Here is a 19,196-nt window from a genome sequence, read left to right as displayed (position 1 = left end):
GACAGCTACAGGGGGCGTTTGTTGAGCTATCGCGGGATTAGCCTTTATTCTGTTCCTTCATTTTTTTTTCTGCCTTCTCTGCCGCTGTGAAGTGGTGGTTGTAACAAAGGCTGAAGCTGAACCGGAGCTTGGATTCATCCAGGCATTGATCGAAACGAGACTCTCCGTTCGTGCGTTCGTAGATGGCCTTGCTGACAGCCGTGGACATGAACGCGATCACCGCAGGGTTGAAGATGTCGTTGTGGTTATCGATGAAGGAGTCTGCTGTATAGATGAAGTTTACCGGCTCATTTCTATAGCAGGGCATGCGCGGTACGTTGGGGTCGCCATTGCTGCCATCAGGTGTGCAGTAGCTTACGAGCTCCCAGTCGCCGAACTTCGTGTCCTCGAGTACCTTGGGCGTGGCCATCGCCTTGTTGACGACTGTCGAGGAGTCCAGGGCAGTGGGTTGGGCAGATGCTTGCTTAAGGTCAGGATCTTTGATCAATGCGGTGTGAAACAGGGTGTAGTTGCCGATGGCTGTGGTGTCCATCTTTTCTTCCCTGATCGAATAGGCCTGGCCGTTGTAGTTTCTGTTGAGGTCGACCTGGCTCCACGTCAAATTGACCCCCAGCCATTGTCCCGCCGGAAAAGCATAATGGGTGGCTTCGTCCCCCTCCGAACTGATGATGTAAAGTAGCGGCCGTGCACGCACTCCTGAGGCGCCTACTTTCAGGCTGTTCTCCTTGAGCAGCAGTCCCATGTTGGCTTCAATCGCGGGGTTCAGCATGATCACAGCATCGCCGAAAGCTTTTACCGGATGTCCATCCTGTTGATTCTGGAGTCGTTCGAGTAGCTGATCATGCAAAGCACTCAAGGCGATTGCGCCACCGAAACTGTGGCCGACGATGACTAGATAATTCGTTTCCTGGTTACGGTCGATTTGTTCCAACTGCGTGAGCAATTCGGTGACACCACCGCGGCCGACTTCCTCCGCCACCGACTTGCGGTCCCAATAGGTAATGTTCTCGCTCCCGAGTCCGTGCAGGGACAAACCACGCCAGCCAACATAGATGCCGACCAACTTGCGATCACCCAGTACGCCGGATTCGGACAGGTTGGCGAGCGCTTTGGTGAAACTGGTGACGTTTGGATCATCCTGTTCAGCGTTGTGTTTCCAACCGTGGATAAAGACCACCATGGCGAGTTTGCCGCTGGCGGAATACTTCTTCAGGCGTTCGAGCAGCTGTTGTGTTCTCGCCGGGGCGAAATCGTTGCCCCGCTCGCTGTACTCGACGAAGCCAATCTCGTAGTTAGGATGCTGCTCGTAGTAGCTGTTGCTGCAAGACTTGATAGTGCTGCATGTCGTCACTTTGTCGTCGCGAATCGGGGTGTTGCCAGTACAGGCGGTCAACAGGCACACGCCAAGAATAAGCAGGATCTTCATGATCATTCACCGTGTCAGGTCTATCCGTCGCATGTGAGCGCTCGGATACGGCACGGAGCGGACTCGCGATTAGTGGGGAGCGGACGATGGAAGACTGTCACGGAGGATGGGTAGCGAAGCGGCGCGCGGTGGAGACATTGGTTGGCGTGAATGACGGCATGATGAATGTCACTCCAGTGTAGGGTTGCCCTATAGGTCGGAAGGGACGGATCTATTTTGACCCGAGGAGAAAATAAATCCCTTTTAATTGATGACAAGATAGATGACTGTTGATTGTTTCTTATATCACTCCGCAATTATATAAATAGGGCGAAGTAATATAGAAGGATTTTCAGGTCGGACTTCCTCTGGCTTGGGGCCTTTAGTGCCTTGTCTCACCGGCAAGACACCCCTGCGGGCTGGCGTTGGTGACTAGTAAAAGTGGTGGACTTTATTTTGCCGACTATATTGATGTAGAAGCGTTAAATGGTCGGATGAATGCTTGCCGTCAGACTGATCTGGCGCCAAGACTTAAATGGGGTCGTAATGGTTTGCTAATCAGGAATACGGGAGTGATCATGGAACTGGCTGATGCAATTTCGTATCTTCGAAATACCACGGATCAGACGCATAAATTCTGGGCTTATTATCAGGCTGTAACAGGAGCAGTGGTTACCTTTGCTTGGTCAGTCAAACATCCATCAGCCGGATTGCTGTTTGGTCTGGTGTTGGGTTACTTGATGTTTTCATTGTTTAATTGTCGATTGGTCGCCTCGTCGCAGGCGGCAGCCGTAATAATTTGGAATTCAATACAAAGCTACAAGGGGCAATTGGCACAGACAGTGCCCACTCAGTTCTCAGCACTTTTGGATCTGAACAAGCCAGATAATACAAAGTTAGTGGTTGGTATGCATGTTGTAATAAGTGTATCCGCAGCGCTGGCAATTTTAGCCAAGATAGCAATGTTGAAGTGAGGTTAAAGCGGCAGTCCCGCTTCTCAATACAGAGTCTGCTCCCGTATCAGATTGTTCTGCCTGTTTCAGAGCAACGATTTATCGCTACTTCTTTTCACTTGCCTTGAGGTGACTGAACGACTTTCGCGAGCGAGTTCCTTGGGGTCGTCAGGTCCGAAAAATAAAATGACCACCCCGGCATTCAATGCCGAGGTGGCCAAGGGTCTTGCCTGCTACGTCACTTCACATCAAAGCGATCCAGATTCATCACCTTGGTCCACGCCGCCACAAAGTCCTTCACGAATTTCTCGTTGTTGTCGGCGCTGGCATAAAACTCCGCCAGCGCCCGCAACTGTGCGTTGGCGCCGAACACCAGATCCACACGGGTTGCAGTCCATTTCGGTTGACCGGTCTTGCGGTCGCGGCCTTCGAATTCTTCATTGGCCTCTGAGGTGGGTTTCCATTCCACGCCCATGTCCAGCAGGTTGGTGAAGAAGTCGTTGGTCAACGCTCCCTTGCGGGTGGTGAAGACGCCGTGGGCGGTTTGGCCGACGTTGGTGTCGAGCACGCGCAGGCCGCCGATGAGCGCGGTCATTTCTGGCGCCGTCAGCGTCAGTAATTGCGCCTTGTCGATCAACAAGTGCTCGGCCGATACCTTGTAACGGGTTTTCAGGTAGTTGCGGAAGCCGTCGGCGATGGGTTCGAGGAAGCCGAAAGACTCGACATCCGTCTGTTCCTGGCTCGCGTCCGTCCGCCCTGGCGTGAATGGCACCGTGACGGTTTGCCCGGCATTTTTCGCGGCTTGCTCGACGCCGGCACACCCGGCCAGCACGATCAGGTCCGCCAGCGAGATTTTCTTGCCCCCGGCGTTGAACGCCTTCTGGATGCCTTCGAGTTTTGCCAGCACGTTGGCCAGTTGATCAGGCTGGTTGGCTGGCCAGGACTTCTGCGGTTCCAGGCGCAGGCGCCCACCGTTGGCACCGCCGCGTTTGTCGGAGCCCCGGAAGCTGGAAGCCGCCGCCCAGGCGGTCGACACAAGCTGCGAAACGCTCAGGCCCGAGGCAAGGATCTTGCTCTTGAGCGCGGCGACGTCACTGTCGTTGACCAGCGGATGATCAACCGCTGGGATCGGGTCTTGCCACAGCAGTTCTTCGTTGGGCATTTCCGGGCCGAGGTAACGCGAGAGCGGCCCCATGTCACGGTGGATCAGCTTGTACCAGGCGCGGGCAAAGGCGTCGGCCAGTTGGTCCGGGTTCTGCAGGAAGCGCCGGGCGATCGGCTCGTAAATCGGGTCGAAGCGCAGAGCCAGGTCCGAGGTGAGCATGGTCGGATCACGACGTTTGGAGGGATCGAATGCGTCCGGAATAATGCCGGCGCCAGCACCGTTCTTGGGTTTCCACTGGTGCGCGCCTGCCGGGCTCTTGGTCAGCTCCCATTCGAAGCCGAACAGGTTTTCCAGGTAGTTGTTGCTCCATTTGGTCGGTGTAGTGGTCCAGGTGACCTCCAGGCCACTGGTGATGGTGTCCGGACCCTTACCGGTGCCGAAGCTGTTTTTCCAGCCCAGGCCTTGTTGTTCCAGGCCGGCGGCTTCCGGTTCGGCCCCGACATTGTCGGCGGGCCCGGCGCCATGGGTTTTGCCAAAAGCGTGGCCACCGGCGATCAGCGCCACGGTTTCTTCGTCGTTCATCGCCATGCGGCCGAAGGTTTCGCGGATGTCCAAGGCCGACTTGATGGGGTCCGGTTCGCCTTCAGGGCCTTCCGGGTTGACATAGATAAGCCCCATTTGCACCGCAGCGAGCGGAGTTTCCAGGTTGCGGCCGTGTTCAGTACGGCTGTCCTCGTTTCGTCCCGGCTCGGCCACCAGCGGTACATCACCCGGTTCCTGCACGGTTTTGTTGTCATTGTCGCGGTCACTGGCGTAGCGGGTGTCACCGCCCAGCCATTTGCTTTCCGAGCCCCAGTACACGTCTTCGTCCGGTTCCCAGACGTCCGGACGGCCACCGGAGAAGCCAAAGGTCTTGAAGCCCATGGACTCCAGCGCGACGTTGCCGGTAAGTACGATCAGGTCGGCCCAGGAAATGTTGCGGCCGTACTTCTGCTTGATCGGCCACAGCAACCGGCGGGCCTTGTCGAGGCTGACGTTATCCGGCCAGCTGTTGAGCGGCGCGAAGCGTTGTTGGCCGGAGCCTGCGCCACCACGGCCGTCACCGGTACGGTAGGTGCCGGCGGCGTGCCAGGCCATGCGGATGAATAGTGGACCGTAGTGGCCGAAGTCGGCGGGCCACCATTCCTGCGAGTCGGTCATCAGTGCGGTCAGGTCTCTTTTGACCGCCGCGAAATCCAGCTTTTTATAGGCTTCGGCATAGTTGAAGTCCTTGCCCATGGGGTCGGACAGGGGCGAGTGCTGGTGCAGGATGTTCAGGTTGAGTTGGTTCGGCCACCAATCGCGGTTCCTTGTGCCACCACCGGCGGCGTGGTTGAACGGGCATTTCGATTCATTTGCCATGTGTGAGCTACCCTCGGTCGAGTTCATTCAGCTACCCGGCCCGATGCGGGCCTGGAATAGAAGCGAGCGAAATCAATGACTCAGGTTGCCGGACCCGCATTTCGATCCGTTGATCGTTGTGGTGACGACCCTCACTACGCCTGGTCAGTTTCCGACTCATTCTTATCTTCACATCAGGTCTGTGCCGGCCAGACTACGCCGACGCTAAATAAAGGTAGACCCGTAAAGGCAAGTCAGCTAATAGCGCGAGTATTAGTCGATGATAGGCGCAATCTCTTAGGGGGCTGCGAGGCAAATGGCGCGGTTGCTCAATATGCTTATGGCTTGGCAACATTGCGCCGAAACGTCTCCGACGGCGGTTCCCCGTAGGCTTGCTGGTAATCCTGGGAGAAACGACCCAGGTGCTGGAAATTCCAATGCATGGCAATTTCGGTGACGGTTGGCCAGGTTTTCTTGATCAGGTCTCGCCGGGCATTCGCCAGCCTCAGGTTCTTGGCGTAGGCCATCGGCGAAATGCCGAATGCCTCGAAAAAGCCCAGGTGCAAGGTGCGATTGGTAGTTTCAAGTTGTTCTACCAATGTGTTCATGTTGAGCGAAACATTCAGGTTTTCATGAATGTATTCGATGGCTTTAACCGCGATCTTTTGTCTTTCTGGTATGTGGCGGGCACCAAGGGTTTTAACCGATTTTACAAAGGTCATGAAATTCAACATTAAAGCGATTGAAAGATTGCCTGAGATTTAAGGAGCGATCGAGCGGACCGCTCCCGACAGATGATTTACCAGAGAAAATAGGCTGATGCGGATGTCTGGTTTAATTCGATCTTGCCCACTTCCAGTACCTCGTATTCGGCGCGCAGTCCGACATTACGGAATACATTCAGCTCGACCCCGGCCCCGTAAGTCAGATCAACCCCGGTATCATCATCTGTGGCATTTCCGTCAGCATCCCAGGCGTGAGCGCCGACGCTGCCAAACACACGAACACGTTGTCCGATGGGGAAGCCAATATGGGTCGCGATCTGCGCCGACTTGCCTTCGAACTTAATATTCTCGTTGTTGAAGTTCCCCAAATCGACGACTGCACCTTCGAAGGCAAAGTAGTCATTCATGCGATAACCCGTATAAACCTTATATCCCGTCTCTTCATCGCTCAGGGTCTTTTTATCGGTCTCGATGCTGGAAACGCCGGCACCCACATAGAGTCCTTTGTCATCCGCCATTGCCTTGAAAGAAAGCAAGGAGGCGAACGAGATGATTGCAATGTTTTTGAGCAGCATGGAGGTGCTTCCTTAAGCAGGTTTTCCAAATGGTCAGCGTGTGGATTTTTCAGCGGCGGTGACGTTAATCACAGTCAAAAATTGGTATTTTCAAGGTCACGCGGGCGCTTTGGCCGTGGTTTTCAAGCAGGCCGGTTTATCAATGAAATTCATGACCTGGTGGATGGAAGCTTTGTCCGGGGGGCCGGACAAGGTGAAATTCATCGCTGACATCGAGCAATCAACGAAGGGCGAGAAGTGCAAGCTCGCGTCCTGATAAATAAGTGAGTGCCTGATGTCCGGGTAGCCGCGAATACCCTGATCAAGTATTGGGCCAGCACGCTTTAATATCGCTTTATTGATGATCAGCAGATCAAATGTGCACAGAGCACTGTCGATGATGACCAACAGTTCATGTAGCGAGCTCAGCGGAGCGACGCGGTGATAGCCGAGACTGGCGAGATTCTTTTCGATATTCATCCGCGTGGAATGATCCTCATCGACCAGCAAGATGCGCAACCATGGGTTGGCCATGAATCACTGTTCCTTTTGTTTATCGAGTAATGGTTGCAGGCGCAATCAATAATCCAGTATCCATCCCAGTGCCAGTCCACTGGTGTATGCAAGAACGGCGAACACGATTTTATGCCTGAGTGGCAATTTGTTCAGCGGAAGGTTAAGCACGCTCGACTCCAGAAGTAACGGGTGCGAGGATTTTGAAGAGCGTTCGATTTAATACAAATCAATGATTATTATTTTTTGCTTGTGTCTAATGATTCAAACAGCGCAAGCGAGTGAGCTCATGAATATAAAAGCACACCGATTTGTCATTCGCAGAGGGTAGAAACTGATAGTTAAGAATGGCGCCTTCCTGAAAAACATACTGGCGCTTGAAGAAAAGATCCGGACTCTTGTCTATAGCGAACAACTCGTCATCCTGGCTGAGCTTGACGTTTGTGATTTTCACCTGGATACGGTCTTTGCTCGCCCGGGTCACTTCTGCGGAAAGTGTGGCATTGCGAATTTTTCCATTCATGCTTTCCAGTACCGAGTGGGTAAATCGGCCGTGCCCGAGGGTGAGGTATTCCTCTGTGTTGAGCTGGCTATGGTCGGCGAGCCACAGTCGGGTTGTGGTGTGGTAACTGGCATTTTCTTTATAGGGCGACGGCGACCAGGCCAGTGCAACCAGACAGAGCAGGTTGATGGCTCCCAGTGCTATCCACTGGATGATTGATGGCTTCGGCAACGTCATAGGGCCGCTTCCAGGCATTGGCGAATCAACGGTGCGAGTTCTTTTTGTTCACTGTCTGACTGCAGATTGGCTGTGCTGAGGTCGGCGCGGATGCAGGAAATGGAATAACTGGATTTGACGTGGTTGATCCAGACTTCACCGCTGAGGTGTGGTGGCAATGATTGAGCTTGCCGGGCGGAACTGTCCCTGAGCGATTGGGCAACAGCAACACTGTCGCCCAGTGCATGCAGGGTTATCTGGTTCTGCCGGGTGCTGGAGACCTCGATGCTCGGCGTGTCGAAAGAGAAGTCGAAGCGGGAGAGGGTGAACGTGCACATCAAGAAGGTCAGGGCATAACCCGCCAGCAAGATTTTTGCAGCATTGCTCAACGTGTCCGGTTTTGTCCCGGGCAGGGGATGCTCAGCCCGATGCGTTGGATCATGTTCTTCGGTGAAGGGTACAACGGGCGATTCTGGTTGATCCAAGGGCAAATGCGAGTCGGCTGTTTCACTGATCACATAGTGGCGATTGAAGCAATAGCCTCGTCGAGGAATGGTCATCAGGATCTCATGGTCCCGACTGTCATTGAGTATGTTTCTAAGGGAAAAAACCGCCTGATTCAGGCTACCTGATGCGACGATGCGATCATTCCAGGTGTATTCAATGATCTCGTCACGGGTTTTGGTGACACCGGGCTCCATCAGGAGCAATTCCAGCAATCGCGCCTCGGCTCGCGCCAGCGGGGAGTTCTGAACATCGCCATGGGGTGTCGTAATGGACAACGTTGCGCTCTGCGGATCGAACACAGCCGTCGCACCATTTTTCAACTTGAAGGCGTAGTTCATGGACATCCTCTGTTAAAGGGGCTCGCGCAGAGTATAGGAACGATTTTGATGGGCCACGGATCGGGTCTGGTTCAATCGCCGACTCAAGACAGTCCATCGTCTTGAAGTGGCGCCAGGGTCTCAGTTGGCGGCAAATGCCTGGTCCGCGCGTTCGCGCAATTGCCTGGCCCAGGCATCGAGGGCCGGGAAGGTGTCTTCGATTCTGGTTTTATCCGACGGCGAGATTTCATTGCCTGTGGTGGCGCTGACGGACTGCGCTAACAGCTCCTCGGTCTTGCCATCTCTGAGTTCGCTTTCAAAAAAGATCCGCAGGCTCTCATCCCGTGTGCCGGTCAGTTGCATGACGCCTGCGACAATGAATCCTACTGGCAGGTATTCGGGAATGGACAGATCCCGTGGGGTGCGCTCGGTGCCGGTGATCGCCGTGCGCAATCGAAGGGTATTGGGTTCGGGGCGGGCGATGACATCGTAGCCGCTGGTCAGTAGCTCAAGGAGGAGGGCCTGGTGCAGATACTTCAACATCGTGGCGGTATCGGTGGGCTGTTCCGTGACCAGTTCAATGTCTTTGCCCACGTAGTAAAAGCGCGGCGGTTCAAGGTAGATGCGCTTTTGGTAGTCCTTTTTTATATCCAGTGCCGGTTTGACCCAGTATTCGCTATCGGGCCATTTCGGATCCTTCGAAAGGTGGCTGTAGTCTTCGAGGAATCCGGTGTGTCGTGTCTCGGGAGCGGGCATTGTTGTGCAACCCGTCAAGGCAGTAAGAAACACTAGAGGAATCAGGAAGTTGGCGCGCATCTGCAAGTTACCGTTTGATTTTGACGCGGCGATGATGCTCAGTGGTGTCACGCTGCGCTATCCGATAACTGCAAGCCACGGGCAGGTAGACGCTTATTGCCGACGGTTTATGTAAGGGGATATAACCGGTCATCAAACGCTCTCCTGAGGGGGCGAGCCGCCCGGAGCCGACTCGCTCCCACAATTTGCCGTCGCCCCTGAGCGATGTGCCACAATGGTTAACGTTACCGCAGCATTATCAGGCGAACTCAATGGATGGCCTTGGATTTCGGCAAGAGCAGGAACGCTTCATCGCCCAGCAGGTGCGTACAGACCGATTGCAACAGCTGTTTCGGCAGTCGGTTTCAGCCGTTTTTGGTAGTTTCCTGGCAATGGCCATGCTCTGCTGGCTGTGCTGGGAGCGTTTTGATCATGTCGTCGTCGCCTGGTGGGTGGCCCTGCTGACGGCCTCGACGCTGGTGCGCATCACGATGTTCGTGGTGTATTTCCATAGCCCGGAAGCGGCGCGCACGCCGCAACGCTGGGAGCGCATTTATCTGGTCACCCTGGTGCTGTCCGCCAGTATCTGGGGCGGTGGTGCGCTGGCCGTGATGCCGGCCGACGACCTGTTGGCTCAGGCGCTGGTGATGTTGTTTACCGTCGGCATGTCGGTCAGTGCGGTGTCCTGTTATTCGGCCTATCGCTACATGACGGTGGTCTCCATCGCGCTGGTGTTGTTGCCCTGTACGTTTTGGCTGTTGTTGCAGTCGACGACCCTTCAGGTCGGCATGGGCCTGGCCGTTCTGGTGTTCGCCTCCTTTGTGTGCAGCGCGACGCGCAAGCTCTCCGATGCCCTGGAAACGGCCTTCCGGTTAACCCGGGAAATGGAGCTGGCGCACAGCATTTCCACCCGTGCCGCACAGACAGATGAGTTGACGGGCCTGAAGAACCGCCGGGCGTTCTTCGAGCATGCCCAGCGGCTCTATAACCATTGCCAGAACTACCAGTTGCCGCTGTGTGCGGTGATGCTGGACATGGATCACTTCAAACACATCAACGACACCTACGGGCATCAGGTCGGCGATCAGGTGCTGCGGCAGATGGGCGTGGTCATCTGCCGGTCATTTCGCGAAACCGATGTTTATGGCCGGTTGGGCGGGGAGGAGTTTGCCGTGTTGCTGCCGGACACGTCCCTTGAAGCCGCGCAGAACATCGCCGAGCAACTGGTGCATTCCATTGCCGGGCTGATGACCGGGCCGGTGCACTGCATCACGGCCAGCGTCGGGGTGGCGTCCATGGATTCCAGTGACAAGGACCTGCACAGTTTGATGAGCAACGCCGACAAGGCGCTGTATCGGGCCAAGGCTCGGGGGCGCAATCAGGTGGTGGTGTCCGAGTAGGAGCGAGCTTGCTCGCGAAGGCGGCCTGAGAGCCCAGGGTGTACTTCGACCCTGTGGGAGTGAGCAGGCTCGCTCCCACAGTGGATTTTTGCCGACTTTCAACGCAACGACCGAAATGCCGTGCGCAGTTCCTCGGTAAACAGCTGTGGCTGTTCCCAGGCTGCGAAATGGCCTCCCTTTTCTGCCTGGCGAAAGTAGATCAGGTTTTTGTAGGCGCGTCGGGCCCAGCTTTCCGGTGGGCAGTAAACATCGCCCGGGAATACCGTGATCGCCACCGGCAATGAGATTTCGCTGGTCTTCTGGGCGCTGGAGGACAGTGGGCTGCGGCCTTTGTTTTCCCAGTACAGCCGGGCGGACGAAGCGCCGCTGTTGGTCAGCCAGTAGAGGCTGATGTCGTCCAGCACCTGATCCCGGGATGGCGACTGTTGCGCGTCAGTGCCATAGGTCCATTGCGAGAAACCCGGATGCACCAGCAGAAACGCGGCGAGGGCGACCGGGGAGTCCGTCACGCCGTAGCCGATTGTCTGCGGTCGGGCCGCCATCATGGCGCTGTACGCCAGGTTGCCCTGTTTGATCAGGGTGGCCACGGCCTCGTAGGTCGCGCGTTCCTGCGGATCAAAACTCGCCGGTGCCGGACCCGCCACCGCCAGCGCGGCACCCGCTTCGGGCGGTATCGTCGCCGGCAAATTCAAATGAATGCCACGCAACCCCGCTGGCGCCTGGCGCGCCATGGCACCGGTGATGGGTCCGCCCCAGTCGCCGCCTTGAGCGACGTACTGCGGGTAACCGAGGCGTTGCATCAGCTGCGCCCAGACCTGCGCAATGCGATCCGGGTCCCAGCCGGTGCCGCCGGGTTTACCGGAAAAGCCGTAGCCGGGAATGGAGGGAATCACCAGGTCGAAGGCATCACTCGCCTTGCCGCCATGGGCGAGCGGGTTGGAGAGTGGACCGATGACCTGGATGAATTCGAACACCGAGCCCGGCCAGCCGTGGGTCATGATCATCGGCAGCGCGTTGGGCGTCGGCGAGCGCACCCAGATGAAATGGATGTCGACGCCATCAATGGTCGTGACGAATTGCGGTAAGGCGTTGAGTTGTGCTTCGGCCTTGCGCCAGTCGTAATCGGTGCCCCAATAGCGCATCAGGGGTTGCAACTGTGCCAGTGGCGCACCCTGGGATGCATCGCCGACGGTCTCCTTGTCCGGCCAGCGGGTGGCTGCGATGCGCTGGCGCAGGTCGACCAGGACCTTTTCTTCAATGCCGACCTTGAAAGGGCGGACGCTGTCATCGGCTGAAGCCATGTTGAAGAGGGCGCAAACGCAAAGGGCAAGGGCAGCCGCGAATTCGTGTTTCATCTTCATTACCTCAGCCGAGGGGCGCGAAGCGATCCTTGGTAGTGAGCATGGCATGGGGGCGAAATATGGCCTGTACCGCTGGTCGAAGCGTTGTTGATCTACAGATTCAAAATAACTATGTTTGAGTCTATGGATTAACAAGGAGATGTTGGACATGCCAGTTGCCCTTCAGGCGCAGCAGGGGTTTACCAAGAACCAATGTGTGACCGGGCTGCGCGCCGCTGTCGGCATCCTCGAAAAATGGGCGGCCTCCAGCGAGCAGGCCTGTCGCATCCTGCGCATTTCGCGCAGTACCTACACTCGCGCCAGGCAGCGCGATCCCGACTGGGCCGTGGCCCTGGACGCGGACCAGATGCAACGCATCAGTTTTGTGCTGAACATCCACGCCACCCTCCGCCTGATCTTCGATAACCCCGAAAACGTCTACGGTTTTGCGTCGATGGCCAATGACAATGAATTTTTCAACGGCCGGACACCGCTGGAGATCATGGCCCAAGGGGACATGATTTCGCTGTACGAGACGTTTCGACGGATCGACGCGCTACGGGGCGCGCAATGGTGAGGCTGAACCGGCTGCCGGTGTTCGCCGGTGAGTCGGTGCAAGCCTATCGACTGGTCAATTCGAAGTTTCCGCCGATTGCGATGTTTGATGACGTGGCCGATGCCGACGAGTTCGAGGTGTTGTACGAGATTCAGGCGCTGACCAATCCGCGGTTGAAAAACGAGGTCGGGCAACTTGAGCTGATCGCCCGCAGTGAGATTCCGTTCGGTATTCCCGGCTGTTCGTATGCCACCGCGCCCTTTACCCACGTCAACCCGGCGGGGTCGCGATTCAGCGATGGCAGCTTTGGCGTGTTGTACCTGGCCGACAGCATGGAAACGGCGCTGGCCGAGGTGCAGTATCATCAAACGCGGTACTGGTCCAACGTGCGCAACCTCAACTATGAGCGCTTTGTTTTTCGGGGGCTGTCCTGCGCTTTCGTGGACAAGGCGATGAAAGATGCAACGGCCATTTCGATCTCGGATCCGATCTACGATCCGGACGATTACACCGACTCCCATCACTTCGGCAAAGCCATCCGCAAGGACGGATGTCCCGGGCTGCGTTATCACTCCGTTCGCAGGCCAGGCAGCCATTGCTGGGCATTGATGACCCCAAGGGCGGTTCTGTCGATTGTCCAGAGCGCCCATTACGAGATGATCTGGAACCGGCAGATCACCAGCGTCAACCAGATCAGCGAAGCCTGAAGTCAGGCCTTGACCCAGCGCTGGCGACTCCAGCTGCTCAGCGAATCGACGGCGAGCACCAGCAACAGCATGGTCAGAATCACGGTGCTGGCCTGGGCTTCCTGGAACAGGCTGAGACTGACATACAGCATCTGCCCCAGGCCGCCGGCACCGACAAAGCCGAGCACACTGGCCATGCGGATATTGTTTTCCCAGCGGTACAGGATATAGGCCAGCAGCTGGGGCAACAGGTTGGGCAGGGTGCCGTAACAGAATGCCCACACGGCATTGCTGCCTTGCAGACGTATCGCTTCGGCAGGTTGCGGTGGGGTGTTCTCCAGCGCTTCGGCAAACAAGCGGCCAAGCACCCCGGTGGTGTGCAGGGCCAGTGCCAGGGTGCCGGCGTTCGGGCCCAGGCCGGCGGCCAGCACCATCAGCGCGGCCCAGACCAGTTCCGGAATCGCCCGCAGGGCGTTGAGTACCAGGCGCGATGCGCTCTTGAGCGGCCAGCCGAACCGACCCGCCGCCGGCAGCGCCAGGAACAGCCCGAACACCGCTGCGAGCAACGTGCCGAGGGCGGACATGGCGAGGGTTTCCAACACGCCACGACCAATGGCCTGCAGGTGGGCCGGGCTCAGGTCCGGGCTGAGAAAACGCTGCGCATAGGCGCCCATCTGCTTGATGTTGTCACTGCCACCCAGCGCACCGAGGTCGATGCCCAGATAGCTGAACGAGGTCACCACCGCGACGCCGATGCACAGCAGCAAGGTCAGATTGATCAGGCGATTCATTCCAGCCTCCAGCGCAACAGGCGGCTGAGTTGATCGGCCAGCAGCACCAGCACCAGGAAGGTCAGCAACAGACTGGCCACTTCACCGCCGGCGAACATGCGCAGCGACAGGTCCATTTGCTGGCCCAGGCCGCCGGCTCCGACGAAGCCCATCACCACAGAGGCGCGGATGGCGCATTCCCAGCGGTACACCGTGTACGACAGCAGCTCCGCCGCGACATTGGGCAGGATGCCGTAGCAAAACGAGGCGAGCCGACCGCTGCCCGCTTGCAGCAACGCGTGGGCCGGACGCTGGTCCACCGACTCGAAAATCTCCGCGTAGACCTTGCCCAGCATGCCGCTGTAGGTGATGGCGATGGCCAGGACCCCGGCGGTCGGACCCAGGCCGACGGCGCGCACGAACAGCAAGGTCCAGACGATTTCCGGCACGCTGCGCAGGAAGATCAGCAAGCCTCGCACCGGCCAGCGCAGCAAGTGGCCGAGTTCACTTGGGCGGCCGGCGCGGGAGGCCGCCGACAGCGACAGGGCACGACTGGCCAGCAGGCTGGCGGGCACTGCCAGCAGCAACGCCAGGGTCATGCCGGCCGTGGCGATGGCCAGGGTTTGCAAGGTGGCTTGCCACAATAGCTGGAGGAATTCTTCGCCATAGGCGGGGGGCCAGAAGGTCGAGACGAAACGCCCCATTTCGCTCTGGCTGTCAGTCGCCAGCAGCACCCCCAGATCCAGTTCGCTGAAGCGGATGCCGGGCCACAACAAGGCAAACGCCAGCAAGCTGAGCAGCAGGCGAGGGCGGGTAGCGGGGTCTCGGGAATCGCGCGTCAGCATCGGGGAATCTGCACGCTCAAGGGGGGCGGGGGCACCGGTGGCGATTGCAGTTGCTCGTTGGCGTAGAGCTTGTCGAGCAGCTCGTGGTCGACGGCGCTGGCCGGCAGGTCGAACAGGATTTGTCCGCAACGCAGGCCGATGATCCGTGGAAAGTGCGCCAGGGCCAGTTCCACCGCATGCAGGCTGGCGACCAAGGTGACGTGGTGCTCCCGGGCATGGCGACAGAGCACCGACAGCGTGTGCCCGGCCAGCACCGGGTCCATGGCCGACACCGGCTCATCGGCCAGCAACACCTCGGGGGCTTGATACAGCACGCGGGCAACGCCGACACGCTGGAGCTGGCCTCCGGACAGTTGCTGGCATTGCGCAAACAGCTTGTCACCGAGGTCCAGCCGGGCCAGTGCCGCCCGTGCGCCGGGAATGTCCACAGGGTGCAGCAGGTTCAGCAGGCTCCTGCCCAGGCCCCACTGCCCCAGCTTGCCGGCCAGCACCGCCGTGACGACGCGCTGGCGTGGAGGCAGGGGCGGTGATTGATGCACCAGGCCGATACGGGCGCGCAGGCGCTGGCGCTGGCGGGCCGACAGCTGCCACGCGTGTTCGCCCAGCACTTGCAACTCACCGCTGCCCGGAGGCAAAGCGGTGGCCAACAGATTGAGCAGGCTCGACTTGCCTGCGCCGGACGGGCCGATGATGGCCACCTGTTCGCCCGCACCGATGTGCAGGTCCACGCCACGCAGCGCCTGGACGCCGTTGGCGTGGGTCAGGGTGATCCCGGTCAATTGCATGGTCATTTGAGCAGGTCGGCGGCGCGTGCGGCTTCCTCGATGCCCTTGTAGTTCTCGGGGTTGGTTTCGATGAAGCGGCTGGCGGCTTGCAGGTCCAGGATCTCCTTGTCTGCAGGCTTCGCCGGATCGAGCGCCAGGAACGCAGCCTTGATCTTGCTGGCGAGCGCCGGGTCGAGGGTGCCACGCACGGTCCAGTTGTAGTCGAAGTAGGCCGGGGTGGTGGCAAACACCTTGACCTTGTCAGTGTCGACTTTGCCGGCGGCGACCAGTTTTTCCCACACGCTGGCGTTCAGGACCCCGGCGTCGACCTTGCCGGCCTGCACCCAGGCGACTGTCGCGTCATGGGCGCCGGAATAGCCCACGCGACTGAAGTAGGTTTCCGGCTTGATGCCGTCCTTGAGCATGAAGTAACGCGGCATCAGACTGCCCGACGTGGACGACACCGAACCGAAGGCGAAGGACTTGCCCTTGAGATCGGCCAGGGACTTGATGTTCGGGTCGGCGCTGATGAATTTGCTGGTGAACTTCGCGTCCTGTTCGCGCTGCACCAATGGAATCGCATTGCCGGTTTTCAGCCGCGCCTGTACGAAGGTGAAACCGCCGAGCCAGGCCAGGTCGATGCGGTCGGTGGCCAGCGCCTCGACCACGGCCGGGTAGTCGCTCACCGGCATGAACTCGACCTTCATACCCAGTTGCTGCTCCAGGTAGGCGCCCAACGGCTTGAATTTGCGCAGCAGTTCGGTCGGCGCCTCATCGGGAATGGCGCTGACTTTCAGGGTGTCCGCGGCTTGCGCGAGCACGCTGCAAACCGACAGGGTCAAGCCGATGGCCAATGCCAGGGTACGCTTGAGCATGGAAGATCTCCGTTTCTTTTACGCTGGGTTTTCGGTGCGCAGGGTACAGGGTTATTGAGGCGAAGGCGCATTGAGAGGTTAGCCGAAATGGATCGGGTGGATGGGGACCTCAAATTGAGAGGGGGGCGTACACCCCAACAACCAACGCGAGGCGGCCCGACAGCCGACCTGACTTTTGCAGATACACCACAATCCCTTGTGGGTTATCGACCATGTGCCGCATCCGCCAGTTGTTCGGTATCAACCCGGACAAACACCGAATCACCCACCGCCGTGAGCACGTCCCCGGCGTAGACCTCGCAGATGACACGGGTCTTGCGCCCGACATCACCTTCCACTTTTGCCTTCAGGGTCAGCGGCACGCCCATGGGTGTCGGTTTGATGAACTTGATGCCCAGGTTGCCGGTGACGCAGTTGATGCGGGGCAGGCTGGCGACTTCGCGTTGTTCCGCACGGTAGTGCCAGGCCATCGCCGTCCAGTTGGAATGACAGTCGACCAGCATCGCGATCAAGCCGCCGTACACCAGATCCGGCCAGCCGCAGTACATCGCATCCGGTACATGCTCGGCCACGACGTGCTCGCCGTCTTCATGCCAGTAGCTCTTGATGTGCAGTCCGTGGGGATTGCGGCCGCCGCAACCGTAGCAAACGCCATCCGGCGCGGCGGAGTCTTGCAGGGAGGTGTCGAGAGTGGACATGCCTTGATCATCCTTAAAAAATGGAAAGCCAATCGGCCGATGCATTGAACACTGAAACTCTTGTGGGAGCGAGCCTGCTCGCTCCCACAGTCTTTTTCCCCTTGCCTTCACCGCCGCGCCGAATGCTGCTGCGGTGCCAGAAACGCATCGTGGAAGTAATTGCGCAACGCCTGCATCGCCGGGCTGAATTCGTGCTCGCGATGCCAGGCCAGGCCGACGCTCATGGGGGTGACCTTGTCGGTGATGGTCACGGTTTCGATGCGTTTGCCTTCCAGCGACCAGGGGCGGTGCACCAGGTCCGAGAGGATCGCCACGCCGCTGCCGTTGGCGACCATGCTGCGCACCGCCTCCACGGAGCTGGTGCGGACCCTGACGTTGGGCTGCTGATGAGCGTGTTCCCAGTAGCGCATGGCGCTTTGTTCGGCTTCGTCGACGGTGAGCAGGATGTAGGGTTCCTTGGCCACATCGGCCAGGCTGACGGCCGAGCGTTCGCACAGCGGATGGTGGCTGGGCAGCCACAGCCGGCGTTCGGAGTTGAAAAGGGTTTCCGAGACGATGTCCGGGTGCGTGAGGTTCGCGGTGAGCACCACCGCCATGTCGAACCGACCTTCCAGCAGGCCTTGTTCGATGGCTTGGCGTTCCTGTTCGTGGACTTCGATCGCCACGTCAGGGTGCCAGTGCTCCAGTCGCTGCAGATGGTGCGGCAGGAAGTAACCGATCACCGTGTAGCTGGCGGCGAGGCGCAATAGCCCGCTGGCGCGAACGTCGGGCAGCGGGCTGTTCAGGGCATCGTCGACGCTGCGCAAGATCACGTAGGCCCGATTGAGAAAGTGCCGCCCGGCATCGGTCAGGCTCATGCCTTGGGCTGAGCGCTGGAACAGCAGGGTGCCAAGCATGCCTTCCAGCTCCTTGATCGCCGTGGTCACCGCCGATTGGGAAATGTTCAGATGGATCGCGGCTTGCGATATCTGCCCGATCTCGGCGGTGGCGACGAAATAGCGGACCTGGCGCAGGGTCAGTGACATGAACACTCCGGTTGACGGGCTTTTTGTCTTTCAGGGGTTTGTGTTTTTGAGCTATCTGTTTTTCAGAAGATGACCTATCTGATAATAGATCTTCCCAAGGGGTTGGCTGGAATTTAACGTGGTCTGCATGAAGTCACAAGCGTCAGGAGCAAGCGTCATGCAGGCAGTAGATTTCAACTCGGACATGGGTGAAGGTTTCGGCCCATGGACCATCGGCGATGGCGTCGACAATGAGCTGATGGGCTTTATCAGCACTGCCAACATCGCCACCGGTTTCCATGCCGGCGATCCCGGCACCATGCGGCGCACCGTCGAGCAGGCCAAGCGCATGGGCGTGGCCATCGGCGCGCATCCGGGATTTCGCGACCTGGTCGGCTTCGGCCGCCGGCACATCAACGCACCGGCCCAGGAGCTGGTGGACGACATGCTGTATCAGTTGGGGGCGCTGCGCGAACTCGCCCGGGTTCAAGGCGTCGCCCTGCAACACATCAAGCCCCATGGCGCGCTGTACATGCACCTGGCCCGGGACGAGGAAGCCGCGCGTTTACTGGTGGAAAACCTCCAGCGCCTGGAACCTGAACTGCTGTTGTATTGCATGCCCAATTCGGTGATCTGGCGCGTCGCCCGGGAACTTGGCCAGCCAGTGATCCGTGAATTCTACGCCGACCGCGAATACGACCTCAGCGGTTCCATCGTGTTTACCCGCAATGTGCGTGCGTACGATCCGACCCAGGTCGCGGCGCGGGTGCTGCGTGCCTGTCAGCAAGGCGTGGTGCGTACCGTCGAAGGCGAAGACCTGGCGATCGAATTCGATTCCATCTGTTTGCACAGTGATACACCGGGTGCCCTGGCGCTGGTCGAAGCCACGCGTAAAGCGCTCGACGACGCGGGAATCAAGGTTCGCGCACCGCGCTGATCAGAACGAAACACCCGGCGCAGAGATGCCAGGGTTTGTACACGATTCATCTTTTTTGCCTGCCTTTCTACAACTATTCCAAGAGGAACAGACATGGCCGAACACACCATCATTACCCCGTTGCCCGGGACCTTCTATCGCAAAGCCACACCGGAATCGGCGAACTACGTCGAGGAGGGCGCAGAGGTCAGCGCCGACACCGTGATCGGCCTGATCGAAGTCATGAAGCAGTTTTCCGAACTGACCGCCGGGACGGCCGGTCGCCTGAGTGCGTTTGTGGTGGAAGACGGTGATCCGGTGGAGCCGGGTCAGGTCATCGCAACACTCGACGGCCATTGAGAGTAGGGCG

The 19,196-nt window shown here is 58.6% G+C and carries 20 protein-coding genes and 1 pseudogene; 6 read left to right on the top strand and 15 right to left on the bottom strand.

Annotated features, from left to right (window positions below):
- Positions 1-37 precede the first annotated feature (37 nt).
- A complete protein-coding gene (locus AC07ZE_RS17975; protein WP_207266023.1) occupies positions 38-1,426 on the bottom strand; it encodes an alpha/beta hydrolase in 1,389 nt (462 codons plus the stop codon).
- A 407-nt stretch (positions 1,427-1,833) separates the two neighbouring features.
- On the opposite strand from AC07ZE_RS17975, the gene AC07ZE_RS17970 reads away from it, so the two are divergent.
- On the top strand, positions 1,834-2,379 hold the full coding sequence (locus AC07ZE_RS17970) for a hypothetical protein (RefSeq protein WP_207266022.1): 546 nt from the start codon (positions 1,834-1,836) through the stop codon (positions 2,377-2,379).
- A 217-nt stretch (positions 2,380-2,596) separates the two neighbouring features.
- Here AC07ZE_RS17970 and katG read toward each other — a convergent pair whose 3' ends face one another.
- The 7 genes and pseudogenes from katG to AC07ZE_RS17935 form a co-directional block, all read right to left on the bottom strand.
- Positions 2,597-4,864 carry a catalase/peroxidase HPI gene (katG, locus tag AC07ZE_RS17965; protein WP_207266021.1) on the bottom strand — a complete coding sequence of 756 codons (2,268 nt, stop codon included), beginning with the start codon at positions 4,862-4,864 and terminating at the stop codon, positions 2,597-2,599.
- A gap of 317 nt (positions 4,865-5,181) precedes the next feature.
- A pseudogene (locus AC07ZE_RS17960) lies at positions 5,182-5,529 on the bottom strand (helix-turn-helix domain-containing protein); the annotation flags it as partial.
- A gap of 113 nt (positions 5,530-5,642) precedes the next feature.
- Entirely contained in the window at positions 5,643-6,143 is a 501-nt protein-coding gene (locus AC07ZE_RS17955) for an outer membrane beta-barrel protein (protein ID WP_207266019.1), read from the bottom strand.
- 96 nt (positions 6,144-6,239) lie between these two features.
- Positions 6,240-6,656, bottom strand: a complete 417-nt coding sequence (locus tag AC07ZE_RS17950) for an ANTAR domain-containing protein (protein ID WP_207266018.1) — start codon at positions 6,654-6,656, stop codon at positions 6,240-6,242.
- A 235-nt stretch (positions 6,657-6,891) separates the two neighbouring features.
- Positions 6,892-7,374: a hypothetical protein gene (locus tag AC07ZE_RS17945; protein ID WP_207266017.1), complete on the bottom strand. Its 483-nt coding sequence runs from the start codon at positions 7,372-7,374 to the stop codon at positions 6,892-6,894.
- Entirely contained in the window at positions 7,371-8,198 is an 828-nt protein-coding gene (locus tag AC07ZE_RS17940; RefSeq protein WP_207266016.1) for a winged helix-turn-helix domain-containing protein, read from the bottom strand. Before AC07ZE_RS17940 ends, AC07ZE_RS17945 begins: the two co-directional genes overlap by 4 nt.
- Positions 8,199-8,318: 120 nt before the next feature.
- A complete protein-coding gene (locus tag AC07ZE_RS17935) occupies positions 8,319-9,044 on the bottom strand; it encodes a DUF3313 domain-containing protein (RefSeq protein ID WP_207266015.1) in 726 nt (241 codons plus the stop codon).
- Between the two features lie 200 nt (positions 9,045-9,244).
- Here AC07ZE_RS17935 and AC07ZE_RS17930 point away from each other — a divergent pair, with 200 nt between their 5' ends.
- Positions 9,245-10,372 (top strand): GGDEF domain-containing protein, encoded by a 1,128-nt coding sequence (locus AC07ZE_RS17930; RefSeq protein ID WP_207266014.1) that lies wholly within the window; start codon positions 9,245-9,247, stop codon positions 10,370-10,372.
- Positions 10,373-10,470: 98 nt separating this feature from the next.
- Here the strand turns inward: AC07ZE_RS17930 and AC07ZE_RS17925 are convergent, their stop codons facing one another.
- Entirely contained in the window at positions 10,471-11,727 is a 1,257-nt protein-coding gene (locus tag AC07ZE_RS17925; RefSeq protein WP_207266013.1) for an epoxide hydrolase family protein, read from the bottom strand.
- A 154-nt stretch (positions 11,728-11,881) separates the two neighbouring features.
- On the opposite strand from AC07ZE_RS17925, the gene AC07ZE_RS17920 reads away from it, so the two are divergent.
- Both AC07ZE_RS17920 and AC07ZE_RS17915 read left to right on the top strand, forming a co-directional pair.
- Entirely contained in the window at positions 11,882-12,289 is a 408-nt protein-coding gene (locus tag AC07ZE_RS17920) for an antitoxin Xre-like helix-turn-helix domain-containing protein (protein ID WP_095196210.1), read from the top strand.
- On the top strand, positions 12,283-12,975 hold the full coding sequence (locus tag AC07ZE_RS17915; protein WP_207266012.1) for an RES family NAD+ phosphorylase: 693 nt from the start codon (positions 12,283-12,285) through the stop codon (positions 12,973-12,975). The genes AC07ZE_RS17920 and AC07ZE_RS17915 overlap by 7 nt, the downstream gene beginning before the upstream one ends.
- Before the next feature lie 2 nt (positions 12,976-12,977).
- Here the strand turns inward: AC07ZE_RS17915 and phnE are convergent, their stop codons facing one another.
- From phnE to AC07ZE_RS17885, 6 genes are all read right to left on the bottom strand, one after another.
- Complete coding sequence (gene phnE / locus AC07ZE_RS17910; RefSeq protein WP_207266011.1) at positions 12,978-13,745, bottom strand: phosphonate ABC transporter, permease protein PhnE; 768 nt, start codon at positions 13,743-13,745, stop codon at positions 12,978-12,980.
- Positions 13,742-14,569, bottom strand: coding sequence for a PhnE/PtxC family ABC transporter permease (locus tag AC07ZE_RS17905; RefSeq protein ID WP_207266010.1), 828 nt, complete (start codon positions 14,567-14,569; stop codon positions 13,742-13,744). Before AC07ZE_RS17905 ends, phnE begins: the two co-directional genes overlap by 4 nt.
- Complete coding sequence (locus tag AC07ZE_RS17900; RefSeq protein ID WP_207266009.1) at positions 14,563-15,360, bottom strand: phosphonate ABC transporter ATP-binding protein; 798 nt, start codon at positions 15,358-15,360, stop codon at positions 14,563-14,565. The genes AC07ZE_RS17905 and AC07ZE_RS17900 overlap by 7 nt, the downstream gene beginning before the upstream one ends.
- Positions 15,357-16,208: a putative selenate ABC transporter substrate-binding protein gene (locus AC07ZE_RS17895; protein WP_207266008.1), complete on the bottom strand. Its 852-nt coding sequence runs from the start codon at positions 16,206-16,208 to the stop codon at positions 15,357-15,359. Before AC07ZE_RS17895 ends, AC07ZE_RS17900 begins: the two co-directional genes overlap by 4 nt.
- 203 nt (positions 16,209-16,411) lie before the next feature.
- The gene (locus AC07ZE_RS17890) at positions 16,412-16,906 is read right to left on the bottom strand and encodes a PaaI family thioesterase (RefSeq protein WP_207266007.1); all 495 of its coding nucleotides are present in this window, start codon (positions 16,904-16,906) and stop codon (positions 16,412-16,414) included.
- Between the two features lie 107 nt (positions 16,907-17,013).
- The gene (locus AC07ZE_RS17885; RefSeq protein ID WP_207266006.1) at positions 17,014-17,931 is read right to left on the bottom strand and encodes a LysR family transcriptional regulator; all 918 of its coding nucleotides are present in this window, start codon (positions 17,929-17,931) and stop codon (positions 17,014-17,016) included.
- Positions 17,932-18,088: 157 nt separating this feature from the next.
- Here AC07ZE_RS17885 and AC07ZE_RS17880 point away from each other — a divergent pair, with 157 nt between their 5' ends.
- Both AC07ZE_RS17880 and AC07ZE_RS17875 read left to right on the top strand, forming a co-directional pair.
- Positions 18,089-18,847: a 5-oxoprolinase subunit PxpA gene (locus AC07ZE_RS17880; protein ID WP_207266005.1), complete on the top strand. Its 759-nt coding sequence runs from the start codon at positions 18,089-18,091 to the stop codon at positions 18,845-18,847.
- 93 nt (positions 18,848-18,940) lie between these two features.
- Positions 18,941-19,186 carry an acetyl-CoA carboxylase gene (locus AC07ZE_RS17875; RefSeq protein ID WP_095196089.1) on the top strand — a complete coding sequence of 82 codons (246 nt, stop codon included), beginning with the start codon at positions 18,941-18,943 and terminating at the stop codon, positions 19,184-19,186.
- Positions 19,187-19,196: the final 10 nt, after the last annotated feature.

The organism is Pseudomonas sp. GW101-3H06, from assembly GCF_059424605.1.
The sequence above is the reverse complement of the archived record's forward strand: the minus strand, read 5'-3'. Positions and strand labels throughout refer to the sequence as shown.